This is a genomic window from Thiothrix sp. UBA5583, from assembly GCA_002425225.1.
Classification (GTDB): Bacteria; Pseudomonadota; Gammaproteobacteria; order Thiotrichales; family Thiotrichaceae; genus Thiothrix; species Thiothrix moscowensis.
The window spans coordinates 102,501-118,170 of sequence record DILV01000030.1; the positions used below are offsets into that span (position 1 = coordinate 102,501).

Annotated in this window: 14 protein-coding genes; 12 read left to right on the top strand and 2 right to left on the bottom strand. The window is 53.0% G+C overall.

Features of this window, described 5'->3' with window-relative positions; translation table 11 throughout:
- The first annotated feature begins 17 nt into the window (after positions 1–17).
- The 9 genes from ccoO to B2U47_RS12655 all read left to right on the top strand — a co-directional run bounded on the left by ccoO (position 18) and on the right by B2U47_RS12655 (position 8,800).
- Positions 18–776 carry a cytochrome-c oxidase, cbb3-type subunit II gene (ccoO, locus tag B2U47_RS12615; protein WP_296680344.1) on the top strand — a complete coding sequence of 253 codons (759 nt, stop codon included), beginning with the start codon at positions 18–20 and terminating at the stop codon, positions 774–776.
- A gap of 39 nt (positions 777–815) precedes the next feature.
- Entirely contained in the window at positions 816–1,040 is a 225-nt protein-coding gene (locus B2U47_RS12620; protein WP_296680347.1) for a cbb3-type cytochrome oxidase subunit 3, read from the top strand.
- Between the two features lie 3 nt (positions 1,041–1,043).
- A complete protein-coding gene (gene ccoP, locus B2U47_RS12625) occupies positions 1,044–1,991 on the top strand; it encodes a cytochrome-c oxidase, cbb3-type subunit III (protein WP_296680349.1) in 948 nt (315 codons plus the stop codon).
- Between the two features lie 219 nt (positions 1,992–2,210).
- Positions 2,211–3,614 (top strand): cytochrome c oxidase accessory protein CcoG, encoded by a 1,404-nt coding sequence (gene ccoG, locus B2U47_RS12630; RefSeq protein ID WP_296680351.1) that lies wholly within the window; start codon positions 2,211–2,213, stop codon positions 3,612–3,614.
- A 20-nt stretch (positions 3,615–3,634) separates the two neighbouring features.
- On the top strand, positions 3,635–4,447 hold the full coding sequence (locus B2U47_RS12635) for a FixH family protein (protein ID WP_296680354.1): 813 nt from the start codon (positions 3,635–3,637) through the stop codon (positions 4,445–4,447).
- Positions 4,448–4,452: 5 nt separating this feature from the next.
- Entirely contained in the window at positions 4,453–6,885 is a 2,433-nt protein-coding gene (locus tag B2U47_RS12640; RefSeq protein ID WP_296680359.1) for a heavy metal translocating P-type ATPase, read from the top strand.
- A 49-nt stretch (positions 6,886–6,934) separates the two neighbouring features.
- The gene (gene ccoS / locus B2U47_RS12645) at positions 6,935–7,132 is read left to right on the top strand and encodes a cbb3-type cytochrome oxidase assembly protein CcoS (RefSeq protein ID WP_296680361.1); all 198 of its coding nucleotides are present in this window, start codon (positions 6,935–6,937) and stop codon (positions 7,130–7,132) included.
- A gap of 298 nt (positions 7,133–7,430) precedes the next feature.
- Positions 7,431–8,336: a selenium metabolism-associated LysR family transcriptional regulator gene (locus B2U47_RS12650; protein ID WP_296680364.1), complete on the top strand. Its 906-nt coding sequence runs from the start codon at positions 7,431–7,433 to the stop codon at positions 8,334–8,336.
- A gap of 65 nt (positions 8,337–8,401) precedes the next feature.
- Positions 8,402–8,800, top strand: coding sequence for a hypothetical protein (locus tag B2U47_RS12655; RefSeq protein WP_296680366.1), 399 nt, complete (start codon positions 8,402–8,404; stop codon positions 8,798–8,800).
- Positions 8,801–8,829: 29 nt separating this feature from the next.
- Here B2U47_RS12655 and uvrB read toward each other — a convergent pair whose 3' ends face one another.
- Positions 8,830–10,854 carry an excinuclease ABC subunit UvrB gene (gene uvrB / locus B2U47_RS12660; RefSeq protein ID WP_296680369.1) on the bottom strand — a complete coding sequence of 675 codons (2,025 nt, stop codon included), beginning with the start codon at positions 10,852–10,854 and terminating at the stop codon, positions 8,830–8,832.
- Positions 10,855–10,913: 59 nt separating this feature from the next.
- On the opposite strand from uvrB, the gene B2U47_RS12665 reads away from it, so the two are divergent.
- Together B2U47_RS12665 and B2U47_RS12670 are read left to right on the top strand one after the other, a co-directional pair.
- Entirely contained in the window at positions 10,914–12,095 is a 1,182-nt protein-coding gene (locus tag B2U47_RS12665) for a lytic murein transglycosylase (protein ID WP_296680372.1), read from the top strand.
- A 48-nt stretch (positions 12,096–12,143) separates the two neighbouring features.
- Positions 12,144–13,319, top strand: a complete 1,176-nt coding sequence (locus B2U47_RS12670) for a pyridoxal phosphate-dependent aminotransferase (RefSeq protein WP_296680374.1) — start codon at positions 12,144–12,146, stop codon at positions 13,317–13,319.
- Positions 13,320–13,381: 62 nt separating this feature from the next.
- On the opposite strand, the gene miaB is transcribed toward B2U47_RS12670, so the two are convergent.
- Positions 13,382–14,746: a tRNA (N6-isopentenyl adenosine(37)-C2)-methylthiotransferase MiaB gene (gene miaB / locus B2U47_RS12675; protein ID WP_296680379.1), complete on the bottom strand. Its 1,365-nt coding sequence runs from the start codon at positions 14,744–14,746 to the stop codon at positions 13,382–13,384.
- A gap of 187 nt (positions 14,747–14,933) precedes the next feature.
- Here miaB and B2U47_RS12680 point away from each other — a divergent pair, with 187 nt between their 5' ends.
- A complete protein-coding gene (locus B2U47_RS12680) occupies positions 14,934–15,584 on the top strand; it encodes an SH3 domain-containing protein (RefSeq protein ID WP_296680382.1) in 651 nt (216 codons plus the stop codon).
- Positions 15,585–15,670: the final 86 nt, after the last annotated feature.

Consider the following 15,670-nt stretch of genomic DNA (forward strand, 5'->3'; position numbering starts at 1 on the left):
TCAGGGAGAACCGAGATATGTTTAAACACGAAAGTATCGAAACCAACTCTGGTTTGCTGATTGTCTTGACGCTGGTCGCTATCAGTATCGGTGGTCTGGTTGAAATCGTACCGTTGCATTACATCAATGAAACGGTTGAAGACGTTAAAGACCCTGTAACAGGGGTGGAACTGGTACGTCCTTATACACCACTGGAACAGCGTGGTCGCGACATTTACATCCGTGAAGGTTGCTACACTTGCCACTCCCAGATGATTCGCCCGTTCCGTGATGAAGACCTGCGTTATGGTCACTATTCACTGGCGGCAGAATCCAAGTTTGACCACCCGTTCCAATGGGGTTCCAAGCGGACTGGTCCTGATCTGGCACGTGTTGGTGGCAAGTACTCCAACGAATGGCAGGTAGCGCATCTGGTTGCACCACGTTCAGTTGTTCCTGAGTCAATCATGCCCAACTATCCGTGGTTGCTGGAAAACAACTTGCAGTATGCTGACATTAAAGACCGCATGATCGCTTTGAAGCGGGTAGGTGTTCCTTACTCGTTGACCAAGGTGGAATATGAGTCCAATGTAAAGCGATTTGGTGAAGATGTTGCCAAAAAGCTGGACATCAATACGGCTGAAAACAATCTGATGGCACAAGCACAGAAAGGCAACTATGACGGCAACCCTAACAAGTTGACCGAAATGGATGCCCTGGTTGCCTACCTGCAAGTGCTGGGCACGATGGTTGATTTCAAGAAGTTTGATGAAGACCACTTCATCCAGTTCCGTTAATTCGCTGGATGTAGCTTTGAGCCAAGTGAGGAAAACAAAATGCTAGCTGATTTCTGGACATGGATTCTGGATCTGGGTAACAGCAAAACGGTTGCATTGCTGATTTTCTTTACGACTTTTGTCGGGATCGTTATTTACGTCTATTCCAGCCGCAAGCGTAGTGAGCGGCTGGAATCCTACCGCTACATGCCGTTGATGGACGAAGATGACGCTGACCGCCGGGTCAAGGCTGCTGAAGCTGCCCAAGCTAAAGGTGAGAAATAAAGTATGGCTACTCCTGTAAAAGACCCGCTGACCGGAGCGGAAACCACCGGCCACGTTTGGGATGACACGCTGCAAGAGTTCAACAACCCGTTGCCACGCTGGTGGTTGTGGACTTTCTACGGCACGATCATTTTCGCGATTGTTTACTGGATCATGTATCCGGCATGGCCGATGTTTGATTCCTATACCAAAGGTATCGGTAACAACATTACCTACAAGACGGATGCGGGTGAAGAGAAAAGTACACATTGGAACATGCGTGCATTGCTGGCTAATGAGATGCAGACCGGTGAGCCTGCATTGAAGCAGAAAGCGTATCTGGACAAGGTAGGTGCTGCCTCCTATGAGCAGATCGCCGCTGACCCGGATATGTCTGCATTCGTGCGTTCTTATGGCGTAGGGATGTTCGGTGATAACTGCGCTGCCTGCCATCAGGCTGGTGGTCAGGGTGTGGTTGGTCAGTTTCCTAACCTGGTCGATGACGACTGGTTGTGGGGTGGTGATACCACTGCGATTGAAACCACTATTCGTGGCGGTCGTATGGGTTATATGCCAGCTTACAGCAAAACCTTTAGTCCTGATCAGTTGAATCAGGTTGCCAACTACGTACTGACACTCTCTGGTCAACCAGCGGATGCAGCGGCAGCAGCGGAAGGTCAGAAAATCTTCCAGGGCGAAACTGGCGGTTGCTACATGTGCCACACCAAGGAAGGCAAGGGTATGCACGCACAAGGTGCAGCCAACCTGACTGACAAGGTATGGACAATTGCCAACGTTGATGCGGCAACAACCCCTGAAGCTAAGCTGGAAGCAGTTAAAGCGGTGATCCACAACGGTGTGAATCGTAAAATGCCGGTTTTCGGTAAAGAGGGTCGTAACCTGTCTGATACCGAAATCAAGGTATTGACCGCTTACCTGCAACAGATGTCGGCTGGTGTTGCTGCAAAATAAGCAGATCTTTGCCTGACATGCTGAAAAGGCCGGGGAGATCCCCCGGCCTTTTTGCATTATGGGCATATTTAGCTGTGTGGGCTTTATTAGAAGGTGTTAAAGTTCGCTCCTGAAATTTGATGAAGCGCAAGGCATGTCAGACCGTTATACGTATGATGTGGCGTTCATCAGGTATTACGTGCAGATACCTGCCTACTGGAATGATTGGATAATCCATACATGAGTACTGAACACGTCATTCAACCGAAGTCTTCCCTTCACCCCCGTTCGGTGGAAGGGCGTTTCCGCAATCTTAAAACCGGCATTCTGGTGTTGGCTTACGCGGTATTTTTCCTGTTGCCCTGGCTACGCTGGGAGCGTGCGGTAGGGCCTGACCAGTCGGTGTTGTTCGATATTCCGGGGCGACGCTATTACATTTTTGATCTGGTGATGCACGCGCAGGATATTTTCTGGCTGACAGCCTTGCTGTTCCTGGCAGCGGTGTTGCTGTTCTTTGTTACTACCTTGCTTGGGCGGGTGTTCTGCGGGTATTTCTGTTTCCAGACTTTGTGGACAGATGCGTTTCGCTTTATTGAACGTGCGATTCAGGGTGATCGGGTGGCGCGTTTACGTCTGGAAAAACAGCCGTGGAATCCCGAAAAAATCCGCAAAATCGGTTTAACTCATCTGGCATGGTTGGGGTTGGCGATGTGGACAGGGATCAGCTTCGCCATTTACTGGGGGGATGCTTACGAGCTGACATGGAGTTTCTTCACAGGGACTGCTCCGGCTGCGATGTATGGCACGGTCATCATCCTGACCTTGACCACTTACCTGACCGCTGGTTGGGCGAAAGAATACGTGTGTTTGCACATGTGCCCGTATTCACGTTTCCAAAGCGTCATGTTTGATCAGGATACAATGATCGTATCTTACGACATGAACCGGGGCGAAGGCACTGCCGGGCGGGTCAAGCCGGTCAAGGAGATGCGAGACCAGACCAACCGTCAGGCTGCCGGTCATGGGGATTGTGTGGATTGTGGTTTGTGTGTGCAGGTATGCCCGACCGGGATCGACATCCGTGACGGTTTGCAAATCGGTTGTATCCACTGTGCGCTGTGCATTGATGCTTGTGATGGCATTATGGACAAGCAGGGCTGGAAGCGTGGGCTGATCCGTTACACCTCCGAACACGGGTTGGAAGGCAAAAAGACCAAAATCCTCAAGCTGCGTACAGTCGGTTATGGCTTGGCTACCTTGCTGGCAACCATTTATCTGGTGTGGAGCATCGCTAGCAGCAAATTGTTGGAAGCCAATGCAGTGCAGATCCGCAGCCCTTTGTATGTCACCCTGTCTGATGGGCGCATCCAGAATAGCTATGAGTTCAAAATCAATAATAAAAGCATGGAGGCTGCGCGTTATACGTTAACCCTAGAAAACTTGCCTAATGCCGAGTTGGATCTTGGGCAAATCAATGAGTTAAGCCTGAAGCCGGATTCCAGTATGCGCGTTTTGGCAAAAATCCGTTATACTGTGCAACCCGGTGATACCCTGAAAAACCGTGAATTCCAGTTCAAGCTCACGCCGCTGGAAGGCAAGGTGACAGAGCCGGTCATCATTCCATCCCATTTTATTATGCCGTAAGGTAATGCCACGAAGGTGACATGGAAAACCAGAATATTGCGTTGACGCTGACCGTGGGTGTGCTGGTTTCAGCCGCCCTGTTCTTTTTGTTCTATAAAGGTTTGAAACGCCCCGGCAAGTTGTCTGCCTTGCTGACCATTCTGGTGGTTCAAGCGATTTACATCCCCTTGGCAGCGATGAACTGGGCAGGTCTGGATGTATTTGCCATCCATTTCGGTTTTTACACCATGACCGCCGTCATCCTCGGGATACTGATCACCCACCGCGACGAACGTGGTGGACGCTTTCACTGGGGGTTGGGAATTATCATCGGCTTTTTCCTGATTCTGGCGATGGTGGATGCGACAATTATTACCCTTGCGAATAGCGGGGCTAGTGCTGATTTCGTGCGGCGTTTTTTGCCTGAACCACAACGTGAAAGTGCGACCAATATCACCTCCGCGTTTCCTGGCACGGTGGCTTACGACTACCAGAAGAAATACGACCTTTACAACAATTACATGACGCAACTGCAAACCCAGCGTGAGCGCGGCTGGAAGCTGGCAGACGGCTGGCTGGAGAAACCACAGTTGGGCAAGCCCAGCCAGTTTCGCATCCATGTGACGGATAAAGCCGGGCAGGTGGTGGCAGGTGCTCAGGCAGAGGTTGAGTTTATGCGCCCCTCCAACAAGCAGTTGGATCAGCGGGTAGTGTTGCCGGAAGTCGCCCCCGGTTTCTACGGTATGCCACTGCAATTGCCAGCTCCCGGTCAGTGGGATATGGTGATTACCGTTGCCCGTGGTGATGAAGTGCATGAGGTGAAAGGCGAAACCTGGGTGGAAGGTAAGCAGTAACCAGCATGAGTACAGCAGCGCCCGTACAGCCAGCCCCAACAGATTGTTTCCATTGTGGTCAGCCGATTCCGGCGGGTGCTCATTATCCGCTGGTGGTGGACGGTCAGCCTCGTGAGATGTGTTGCACCGGCTGTCATGCTGTTGCCACTGCGATTGTTGACAACAACCTTACCGATTATTACCGCTTCCGTACCACCATTGGTGACAAGCCGGAAGATTTGGTACCGGAAGCCTTGCGCAAGTTGCAGGTCTACGACGCGCCGGAATTGCAGAAATCCTTTGTGCGCGATGCTGATGGCAATAGCCGCGAAGCCTCGCTGATTCTTGAAGGCATTGTCTGCGCCGCCTGTGTGTGGCTGAACGAGCATCACGTCAAGCAACTTGATGGGGTGCTGGATTTTCGCATCAACTATTCCACTCATCGCGCTACCCTGAAATGGGATAACAGCCGTATCCGCCTCAGCGATGTGCTGAAATCCATTTCCGAGATTGGTTATCACGCCCATCCGTTTGACCCCGGTCGTCTTGAATCCCTGCAAAAAAAGGAAAAATCCGCTGCCCTCCGCCGTATTGCTGTTGCCGGTTTGGGGATGATGCAGGTGATGATGATTGCGGTTGCCATGTATATCGGCGCTGTTTCCGATATGGAGACCGGGATGCGCGACTTCCTGCGTTGGATCAGTCTGGTGATGACCACCCCAGTGGTGTTCTATTCGGCACGGGTATTTTTTACCTCTGCGTGGCGTGATGTGCGGCGCGGGCGTTTCGGCATGGATGTGCCAGTGTCAATTGGGATTGCGATTGCTTTCTGTGCAAGCGTTTGGGCAACCCTGATGGGTGGTGGTGAAGTCTACTTCGATTCCGTCACCATGTTCACTTTCTTTCTGTTGACCGGACGCTATCTGGAAATGACCGCGCGGCACAAAGCCGGGCAGGTTGCCGAAGAACTGGTACGGCTAATGCCTGCTACCGCTACCCGCTTACGCAATGGTGAACAGGAAGTTATCCCTGTTAGCCAGCTTGAACCCGGTGATGTCGTGTTGATCAAACCCGGTGAAGTTGTACCGGCAGATGGTGTGGTGATCGAAGGGGCGAGTAGCACCAACGAATCCTTACTGACGGGCGAAAGCCTGCCCTGCCACAAACACTTAGGTGACAATCTGGTAGGCGGCACGGTCAATATCGAAAGCCCGCTGACCATGCAAGTGGCAAAAGTGGGTGATAACACGGTGCTGGCGGCGATTATCCGTTTGCTGGAACGTGCCCAGGCTGAAAAACCCGAACTGGCTCGTCTGGCTGAAAAAGTTGCCTCACGTTTTGTGCCGCTGATCCTGTTGACTGCCGCTGCCGTGTTTCTCTGGTGGCATCAGCATCAACCCTCCGAAGCCTTCTGGATTGCACTCTCCGTATTGGTCATTACTTGCCCGTGTGCCTTCTCGCTGGCAACACCTACTGCATTGACAGCAGCCACCGGCTTGCTCACCTCCAAAGGGGTGCTGACCACACGTGGTCATGCGCTGGAAACCCTGGCGCGGGTCAATCATGTGGTGCTGGACAAAACCGGCACACTTTCCCACGGTCATCTGGAAGTAGTTGAGTTCCAGGTATTGGGGGCGGCTGACAAGGCTTTCTGCCAGCAACTGGCAGCAGGGTTGGAAATGGCATCGGAACACCCGGTTGCCCATGCCATCCTGCGTCTGAGCGATGCCCCGCTCAGTCTGTCGGCACTGACGGCAGAATCCGGGCGTGGGGTGAAAGGCGCCTATCAGGACAAGCAATACCGTATTGGCACGGCTGCATTCGTGCAGGAACTGGTCGGTGCAGAACTGCCGACGACGCTGATGCAGGCAGATGGACGCTCCCAAGTCTTTTTGGGCAGCAGCGATGGCTGGCTGGCGGTCATGGCACTGGCTGACCAGCTACGTGCGGAAGCAGGGCAAGCTATTGCGGAACTGCAAGCCCTCGGTGTAGATGTCACCTTGCTGAGCGGCGATACCCCGACTGTTGCCAATGCCGTGGCTGCGCAACTGAAGATTCCCCATGCCTTGGGGGGGCAGTTGCCTGACGACAAACTGGCTTATCTGCGCGGGTTACAGCAACGCGGCATGACAGCGGCGATGGTCGGTGATGGGGTCAATGATGCGCCGGTTCTGGCTGGTGCGCCGGTTTCGATTGCGATGGGTAGCGGTTCGCAACTGGCGCAGGCCAGTGCCGATATGGTGTTGCTATCAGAAAACCTGCACCAGTTACCGTTCGCTATCCATACTGCACGGCGAATGCAGGCGATCATCAAGCAAAACTTTGTCTGGACTATCGCTTATAACCTGCTAGCTGTTCCGCTGGCAGCAACCGGCATGATTGCACCGTGGATGGCGGCTATTGGCATGTCAGCCAGCTCACTGGTGGTGGTCTTGAATTCATTACGCCTTAAACACTGAGTTTTTCCTCCTATAATCAGGGTGTTCCTTTCATTGGGGATTTTAATTTATGGATGCTCTTTATCTGCTGATTCCGATTGCGGTTGTGGTCATGATCGTCGTCGTCGTCGCGTTTATCTATACGGTCAAAAGTGGGCAGTACGATGACCTGGAAGGCCCTGCACACCGCATTCTGATGGACGATGACGACCCCCGTATTCCAGGCCATAAGGAAAAGCAGGATAAGAAAATATCAGGTAGTGATTGATTGTGATTGATTAAGTAATGATTAAATAACGCTTGCAAGCCTATTTATACCGTTCATCCAGAGTGCAACAAAATTATGAATATTTTTGCTGCACAATGCTGAAAGTGTTCTATTCTAAATTGCAAACGCAATGCTTAAATAGATAAATAGCCAACTGATTTGTCTTTTTTATCGGTAAATCAGGCGGGAGTATCCGGTAACGGATGACCGGTGGGGAAGCTGGACGTATATTAAAATTATGTTTCTATGCGGGATCCTTCGGCTGTATGACGATTGATCAAGGAGAATAGGTAGTTATATGTCAGACAGAAGATTACAGGTCTTTCACGCAGTCGCCAGATTGTTAAGTTTTACTAAAGCTGCGGAAGTGTTGCACATGACGCAACCTGCCGTAACCTTTCAGATTCGTCAGTTGGAGGATCAGTTTGATACCCGTCTGTTTGACCGTACCCACAACCGTGTTTCCCTGACGGAAGCAGGCAGGGTTGTGTTTGAATATGCAGAAAAGATATTTGAGCTGTACGGTGAAATGGAAAATGCCATCCGCGAGATGACCAATGACATCAGCGGTTCTCTGACCATTGGTGCCAGTACCACCATCTCCGAATACATGCTGCCTGCCTTGCTGGGCGAGTTCAATTCCAGAAACCCCGATGTACGTTTGCGTTTGCGTGTTTCCAACACCGAAGGCATCGTGTCGATGGTGGAAAACAACGTCATTGACCTTGGCGTGGTAGAGGGACTCGTCAACAATAAAAACCTGTTGGTCGAGGTATGTCGCAAGGATGAGCTGGTATTGATTGTTCCTCCCCATCATGCGCTAGTTGGCAATACCAATGTCAAACTCAAGGATGTGATGAGCTACCCCTTCATCTGCCGTGAAGAGGGTTCAGGAACCCGTGAAGTCATTCTCGACTACATGTATGCCCTGGGTATGGACAAGCACGCCATGAATGCCTGTCTGGAGCTGGGTAGCCCTGAAGCGGTCAAGGGTGCAGTAGAAGCAGGCATGGGGGTCACTATTGTCTCACGAGCCAGTATCACCAAGGAACTCAAGCTGGGGTCGCTGGTTGCGATTCCGCTAGACCCGCCACTGTCGCGTGACTTCTCGTTTGTCCGCCAGCGTCAGAAATTCAAGGTGCGGGCGATGGAAGAACTGCTGGAGTTTGCCCGCAGTTATTGCGAAAGACACGCCAACGACTGATTTTGTTTGCCAAGCTGGTTCCCTGACTGCATCATTCCCCTTTTACACGTTATCAGGGAGCCAGTATGTTACCCGGTCTGCCACCACAATCAGGCTCTGCCGAAGAAAAACGTCTGCGAAAACTCTACCGGGAACTAAACCCGCAGGATCAGGCAAGCCTGCTACGGTTTGCCGAGTTCCTTGCAGCTTCGTCCAGCAACCCTGTTGAACCCATGACGGTATTTCCTGAGCCGGAAGCGATTGAGCGTCCGCAACAGGAAAGTGTGGTCAAGGCTATCAAGCGCCTGACAGCCACTTATCCCATGATTGAGCGTGACCGCCTGCTCAACGAAACTTCCAGCCTGATGACCGCGCATGTTATCCACGGCAAGACCGCATCTGCTGTCATCGACGAGCTGGAAGCCATGTTCGAGCGTCACTACCTGGAGTTGAAAGCCAATTTCGAGGAAAGAAACCCCTTCTAGCTTCCCCATTGTCAGGGAGGAACAAGAAGCTACTCCAGCCCAAACACCCGCGCCCGGATGTGGGCAATCTGATCCCGTGTTGCTGCTGCCTGCTCAAACTCCAGATTTCTGGCGTGCTGGAACATTTTTTCTTCCAGCTTCTTGATCTGTTTGAGCGCCTGATCCGGTGTCAGTGTGCGGTATTCAGCGGCCTCTTCCGCCACTTTCTTTTCGCCACGGGTTTTGCCCTTGCCTTTGGCAACATTGGCATACGCGCCTTCCATTACGTCGGCAATACGCTTGCGGATGGTTTGTGGCGTAATTCCATGGGTCTCGTTATAGGTTGTCTGCTTTTCGCGGCGACGGTGTGTTTCATCCATTGCCTTGCGCATGGAATCGGTGATCTTGTCGGCGTAGAGGATCGCTTTGCCCTCGGCGTTACGTGCTGCCCGCCCAATGGTTTGAATCAGCGAACGTTCGGAACGCAGAAATCCTTCTTTGTCAGCATCCAGGATTGCTACCAATGACACTTCCGGTATATCCAGACCTTCACGCAACAGATTGATGCCAACCAGCACATCGAATTCGCCCTTGCGCAGGTCGCGGATAATTTCCACCCGTTCTACCGTGTCGATGTCGGAATGCAGGTAACGTACCTTGATGTCGTGTTCCATCAGGTAATCGGTCAGGTCTTCCGCCATGCGTTTGGTTAGGGTTGTGACCAGCACACGCTCGTTGCGTTTGGCACGCTCGGTGATTTCCGACATGACATTATCGACTTGGGAAAGCACCGGGCGCACTTCGACTTCTGGGTCAACCAGCCCGGTGGGGCGTACCACCTGTTCGGCGATATTGTCGGAATGTTCCAGTTCGTAAGTGCCGGGTGTGGCAGAAACGTGAATGGCTTGCGGAATCAGGCGCTCGAATTCGTCAAAGCGCAGCGGGCGGTTGTCGAGGGCAGAGGGCAGGCGGAAGCCATAATCGACCAGCGTGGTCTTGCGCGAACGGTCGCCTTTGTACATGCCGCCGAATTGTGGGATGGTGACGTGGGCTTCATCCACAAACACAATGGCATTGCGCGGCAGATAATCGAACAGGCATGGTGGTGGCGCTCCTGCCGGGCGTTTCGACAGGTAGCGCGAGTAGTTTTCAATGCCGGAGCAGTAGCCGGTTTCGACAATCATTTCGATGTCGTACTGGGTACGCTGTTCAAGACGTTGGGCTTCTACCAGTCGGTCGTTGTCACGCAAGGTCTGGAGGCGTTCCTTGAGTTCAGCCTTGATATGCTCGACCGCTTCCAGCAGCACTTCGCGCGGGGTAACGTAGTGGGTTTTGGGGTAAACCGTCAAGCGTGGCACGCGCCGCAGTACTTCGCCAGTTAGTGGGTCGAAATAGCTGAGATTTTCGATTTCGTCGTCAAACAATTCAATGCGGATGGCTTCCTTGTCGGATTCCGCCGGGTGGATGTCGATGATTTCACCACGTACCCGGAATGTGCCGCGCTTGAGATCAAGGTCGTTGCGTTCGTACTGCATTTCCGCCAGCCGCCGCAGCACGGTACGCTGGTCAATGCGGTCGCCGCGCCCTAGGATCAGCAACATTTTCAAATAGGATTCAGGGTCGCCCAAGCCGTAGATGGACGACACCGTGGCGATGATGATGACATCCTTGCGCTCGAACAGGTTGCGGGTGGCTGACAGGCGCATTTGCTCGATGTGGTCGTTGATGGAAGCATCCTTTTCGATGTACACATCCTTGGATGGTACATAGGCTTCCGGCTGGTAATAGTCGTAATAGGAAACGAAGTATTCCACCGCGTTCTGCGGGAAGAACTCTTTCATTTCGCCATACAGTTGCGCTGCTAACGTCTTGTTGTGGGCAAGGATAATCGCCGGGCGTTGGGTCTGCTGGATGATGTTTGCCATCGTGAAGGTCTTGCCCGAACCGGTTACGCCGAGCAAAGTCTGATGTAACAGCCCGTCATGCAAGCCGCCCACCAGTGAGTGGATGGCTTCTGGTTGATCACCGGCAGGCTGATAGCTGGCATGAAGCTGGAAGTGGTTTTCTGTCGTCATGCCGCAGATTGTAGACCTATACTCAGCAGGTCGGAAATGGCTATTCAAGAAGGAATGTTATGCACAAAGCGCTGATCCTGCTATGCCTTGGCGGGGCAATGTTCACTACCACGGTACAGGCTGGTTGCGCCTCGCCTGCTTTTGCAGGCTGGCTGGCAGATTTCAAGGCGGAAGCCGTGGCTGGCGGCATCAAGCCTGCGGTGCTGGACAAGGCACTGGCAGGTCTAACCCCCGATTCTACTGTGGTCAATCGTGATCGTTCCCAACAGACCTTCGCGCTGGATTTCCTCACGTTCGCCGCTAAAAAGGTCAATGCCGGGCGCTTGGGGCAGGGCAAGGCGCAAATCAAAAAACAAGCCGCCTTGCTGGGCAAGATTGAGCGCGAATACGGTGTGCCTGCCGAAGCGTTGACCGCTTTGTGGGGGCTGGAAAGTGATTTCGGTGTGGTAACGGGTGATTTTTCCACGATCCGCTCACTGCTGACATTGGCACACGATTGCCGCCGCCCCGACATGTTCCGCAAGGAACTGTTGGCAGCCTTGAGTCTGGTGCAGAAAGGTGATTTGACCCCGGCAAAAATGCGGGGTGCATGGGCTGGGGAAATCGGGCAATTGCAGTTTCTGGTGTCGCGCTACGATCAATTCGCCGTGGATTTTGACGGTGACGGACACCGCGACCTGATCCATTCCAGTGCGGATGCGCTGGCTTCCGGTGCACGGATGTTGCGTGATGCAGGCTGGCAAGCCGGTGAACCCTGGCTAAAAGAGGTCAAGGTTCCGGCAAAAATGGACTGGATGCAGGCACGGCTGGACAACAAGCTTCCATTGGAAGACTGGGCTGCACAAGGTGTGACTGATGCTGATGGTAGCCCGCTCAGCGGCAGTGGTTCGGCGGCTCTGTTATTGCCAATGGGCAGAAATGGCCCGGCATTTCTGGCATATCCCAATTTCGATGCGTTTTTGGCGTGGAATGAGTCGACGGTTTATTCCCTGACAGCCGCGTATTTTGCCAGCCGTTTGGCAGGTGCGCCCGCCTTGCGTTCCGGTAATGCACCCGTGCGCGGGCTTAGCATGAGTGAAACCAGACAGTTGCAAGCCAAATTGCAGGCGCAAGGCTACCCGATTACCAAGGTCGACGGTTTTATTGGTGAGGAAACCCGTCACGCGGTACGCCAGGTACAGCAAAAACTTGGTTTGCCAGCCGATGGCTACCCCGATAGTGAATTGCTGGCACGTTTGTAATGCAGTAACATGACAGCCCTTGAAAAATTGGACACGGTTGGTTCTTCAGTGGATATACAACTTGCGCAGCGCATCGGGCGCGTCAAACCCTCTCCGACACTGGCTATTACGGCTTTGGCAGCCCAACTCAAGGCGTCGGGTCGTGACATTATTGGCCTAGGCGCGGGTGAACCCGATTTCGATACACCAGAACACATCAAGCAGGCAGGTATCGAAGCCATTCAGAAAGGCGAAACCCGTTATACCGCCGTTGATGGTACGCCTAAACTGAAGCAAGCCATTATCAACAAGTTCAAGCGCGAAAACGGTTTTGAGTTTGGTGCAAAACAGATTCTGGTATCGTGCGGTGGCAAGCAAAGTTTTTACAATTTGTGCCAGGCTTTGCTGAGTGCGGGCGATGAAGTCATTATTCCTGCGCCTTATTGGGTGTCTTACCCTGACATGGTGCTGCTGGCAGATGGTGTGCCGGTAATTGTAGCAGCGGGTCAAGCGGAACATTTCAAACTGTCACCAGAAAAGCTGGAAGCAGCGATTACCCCGAAGACCAGACTGTTTGTGATCAACAGCCCATCCAACCCTACTGGCGTGGCGTACACGCTGGAGGAACTGGCAGCTTTGGGCGAAGTGTTGCGCCGCCATCCGCAGGTACTGATTGCGACCGACGACATGTATGAACATGTGCTGTTTGAAGGACGCAAATTCGTCAATATTTTGAACGCCTGCCCGGATTTGTATGAGCGTACCATCGTGCTGAACGGGGTTTCCAAGGCCTATTCCATGACCGGCTGGCGTATCGGTTATGCAGGTGGCCCGGAAAAACTGATCCAGGCCATGAGCATGGTGCAGTCACAAAGTACCTCCAACCCGACCTCGATTTCGCAGTATGCCGCCGCCGTGGCATTGGATGGCGACCAGAGTTTCATTCAGACAATGGTGGATGCCTTTGAACAGCGTCATGCCTTTGTGCTGAAGGCGTTTAATGCGATGGATGGGGTGGAATGCCTGCCTGCTGACGGTACGTTCTACAGCTTCCCGAATGTGGAAGGCATGATCAAACGGTTGGGGTTGGCGAATGATACGGAGCTGGCAAGCTACTTGCTGGACAAGGTAGGGGTGGCGGTTGTGCCGGGTTCAGCATTCGGGCTGGATGGGCATTTCCGTATTTCATTTGCCACCAGCATGGCAAATCTGGAGAACGCGCTGGGGCGGATTGCTTCGGTCTGATTCTGTTTGCTGACGGTGGGGCGCAGTGCCCGTGTCCCCACCACCAGTTCATTTGCCGGTTGTTACACTGGCAGCATTTTCATTCGTTCATCATCACTTTCCACTGCCACCACTGTGCCACGTAGTGAGTTAGGCAAGGCTTCGCTGATCCGAATATCTACAAACTTGCCGATCAGGCGCGGATGCCCGTCAAAATTCACCACCCGGTTGTTTTCTGTGCGACCCGCCAGTTGTTTTGGGTCTTTTTTGGAGAGGCGTTCCACCAGTACCCGTTGTACCGTGCCGATCATGGCGCGGCTGATGGCATTAGCTTGGGCGAGAATACGGGCTTGCAGGTGTTGCAGGCGGGCTTTTTTTACGTCCAGTGATACATCATCTGGCAGGCTGGCAGCCGGAGTGCCGGGGCGGGCGCTGTAAACAAAGCTGAAACTGTGATCGAAACCTATATCATCAATCAGTTTCATGGTGTCGGCGAAATCCTGTTCGGTTTCACCTGGGAAGCCAATAATGAAGTCGGATGACAGGCTGATGCCGGGGCGGATGGCACGCAGTCTGCGGATTTTTGCTTTGTATTCCAGTGCCATGTGATTGCGCTTCATGGCAGCAAGGATGCGGTCGGAACCGCTTTGTACCGGCAGATGCAGGTGGTTGACCAGTTCCGGCACGTCGGCGTAAGCCTGAATCAGACTATCGCTGAATTCGTTGGGGTGCGAGGTGGTGTAGCGGATGCGGTCGATGCCATCAATGGCGGCAATGTAAGTGATTAGCAGGGCAAGGTCGGCAATCGAGCCGTCATGCATTTTGCCCCGGTAAGCATTCACGTTTTGCCCCAACAAGTTGACTTCACGCACACCTTGGACTGCCAGTTGTACCACTTCGGTAATCACATCATCAAAGGGGCGGGATATTTCTTCGCCACGGGTGTAAGGAACCACACAGAAGGTACAATATTTGCTGCATCCTTCCATCACCGACACGAACGCGGTTGGACCTTCGGCACGCGGTTCCGGCAGGTTGTCGAACTTTTCGATTTCAGGGAAGGAAACATCCACGACAGGCGTGTGTTCGCTGCTGACTTTGCGGATCATGTCAGGCAGGCGGTGCAGGGTTTGTGGGCCGAACACCACATCCACTACCGGAGCGCGTTCACGCAGGGCTTCACCTTCTTGACTGGCTACGCAGCCGCCAACCCCAATCACGATATGGGGGCGGCGTTCCTTGATCTGTTTCCAGCGTCCCAGTTGCGAGAAAACCTTTTCCTGGGCTTTTTCGCGGATTGAGCAGGTGTTCATCAGCAGTACATCCGCTTGTTCCGGGTCGTCAGTCAGTTCCAGACCTTGTGCGTGGTGGAGTACGTCCAGCATTTTGGCGGAATCGTACTCGTTCATCTGGCATCCGTGGGTTTCGATAAAGATTTTGCCTGGCATCGTGTCCGTCGTGATCAGCGTTGAAACGCGCTATTATCCTTGCTCTGTAGCAGGCACACAACTGACAAATGTTAAGGTTATTCGCAGTTCGTGTGCTGCTGGGTAGTCAGTTTTGGGAAAATAGGTCTACACTAGGAAAAACGTTATATCTATTGTGTAAAAATCAGGTTTAGATTGCGGAGGTAGTATGAAAAAACCTGTATTGATGGCTGTTTCTGCGTTGTTTCTGGCATTGACAGTATCTCCTGTCGGTATCCAGTCAGCCCAGGCTGCTGAGCTTAAAGTGTATTCTGTAACCGGAACTGATGGAATTAACCTGAACATGCGTTCCGGCCCCGGAACCAACAACAGTATTGTTACCAAAATCCCCCCCAACAGTACTGGGGTGGTGGCAACAGGTGAAGAGCGCAAGGTGGGTACTTCAACCTGGGCAAAAGTCTATTGGGCAGGCAAGGGCGGCTGGGTCAACAAGTCCTACCTGACGCTAGCCAATCTGAAACCGCCTGCTGGCGGTACTCCCCCAGCCTCCGGTGGTGGCATCACCATGAAATGCAGCGGCACGGAGCCTTTCTGGGGCGTCACCATTACCGAAACACAAATGAGCGTTGACATGATGGATGGCCCCAAATACAACGTGCCTGTCACGTTCCGCCAGACTTCAGCCAACAATGCCACCATCGCGGTGATTGCCGGGACAGATGGCCCGAATGAAACCCAAACCTTCCTGCAAAAAGTGTCGGCTTGTAGCGACGGCATGTCGGATACCCGTTATCCCTATGCGGTGACAGCGGTGCTGAACAAACGGAAGGTTGTGTCAGGATGCTGTAGCGTCCGTTAATCTCACGACCGCAGGTATTCATTTGCTTTAAGCAGCCACCCGTCTGTGGTAGGATGCGCCCGCATATTGGTGACACACGGGTGCGT

Bases quoted from the DNA above. Each gene is read 5' to 3' on its own strand.
- B2U47_RS12665 (WP_296680372.1), top strand. From the start codon at position 10,914: ATGCACAAAGCGCTGATCCTGCTATGCCTTGGCGGGGCAATGTTCACT.
- uvrB (WP_296680369.1), bottom strand. From the start codon at position 10,854: ATGACGACAGAAAACCACTTCCAGCTTCATGCCAGCTATCAGCCTGCC.
- B2U47_RS12640 (WP_296680359.1), top strand. From the start codon at position 4,453: ATGAGTACAGCAGCGCCCGTACAGCCAGCCCCAACAGATTGTTTCCAT.
- B2U47_RS12635 (WP_296680354.1), top strand. From the start codon at position 3,635: ATGGAAAACCAGAATATTGCGTTGACGCTGACCGTGGGTGTGCTGGTT.
- B2U47_RS12680 (WP_296680382.1), top strand. From the start codon at position 14,934: ATGAAAAAACCTGTATTGATGGCTGTTTCTGCGTTGTTTCTGGCATTG.
- B2U47_RS12650 (WP_296680364.1), top strand. From the start codon at position 7,431: ATGTCAGACAGAAGATTACAGGTCTTTCACGCAGTCGCCAGATTGTTA.
- ccoS (WP_296680361.1), top strand. From the start codon at position 6,935: ATGGATGCTCTTTATCTGCTGATTCCGATTGCGGTTGTGGTCATGATC.
- ccoG (WP_296680351.1), top strand. From the start codon at position 2,211: ATGAGTACTGAACACGTCATTCAACCGAAGTCTTCCCTTCACCCCCGT.
- ccoP (WP_296680349.1), top strand. From the start codon at position 1,044: ATGGCTACTCCTGTAAAAGACCCGCTGACCGGAGCGGAAACCACCGGC.
- miaB (WP_296680379.1), bottom strand. From the start codon at position 14,746: ATGCCAGGCAAAATCTTTATCGAAACCCACGGATGCCAGATGAACGAG.
- B2U47_RS12620 (WP_296680347.1), top strand. From the start codon at position 816: ATGCTAGCTGATTTCTGGACATGGATTCTGGATCTGGGTAACAGCAAA.
- B2U47_RS12655 (WP_296680366.1), top strand. From the start codon at position 8,402: ATGTTACCCGGTCTGCCACCACAATCAGGCTCTGCCGAAGAAAAACGT.
- ccoO (WP_296680344.1), top strand. From the start codon at position 18: ATGTTTAAACACGAAAGTATCGAAACCAACTCTGGTTTGCTGATTGTC.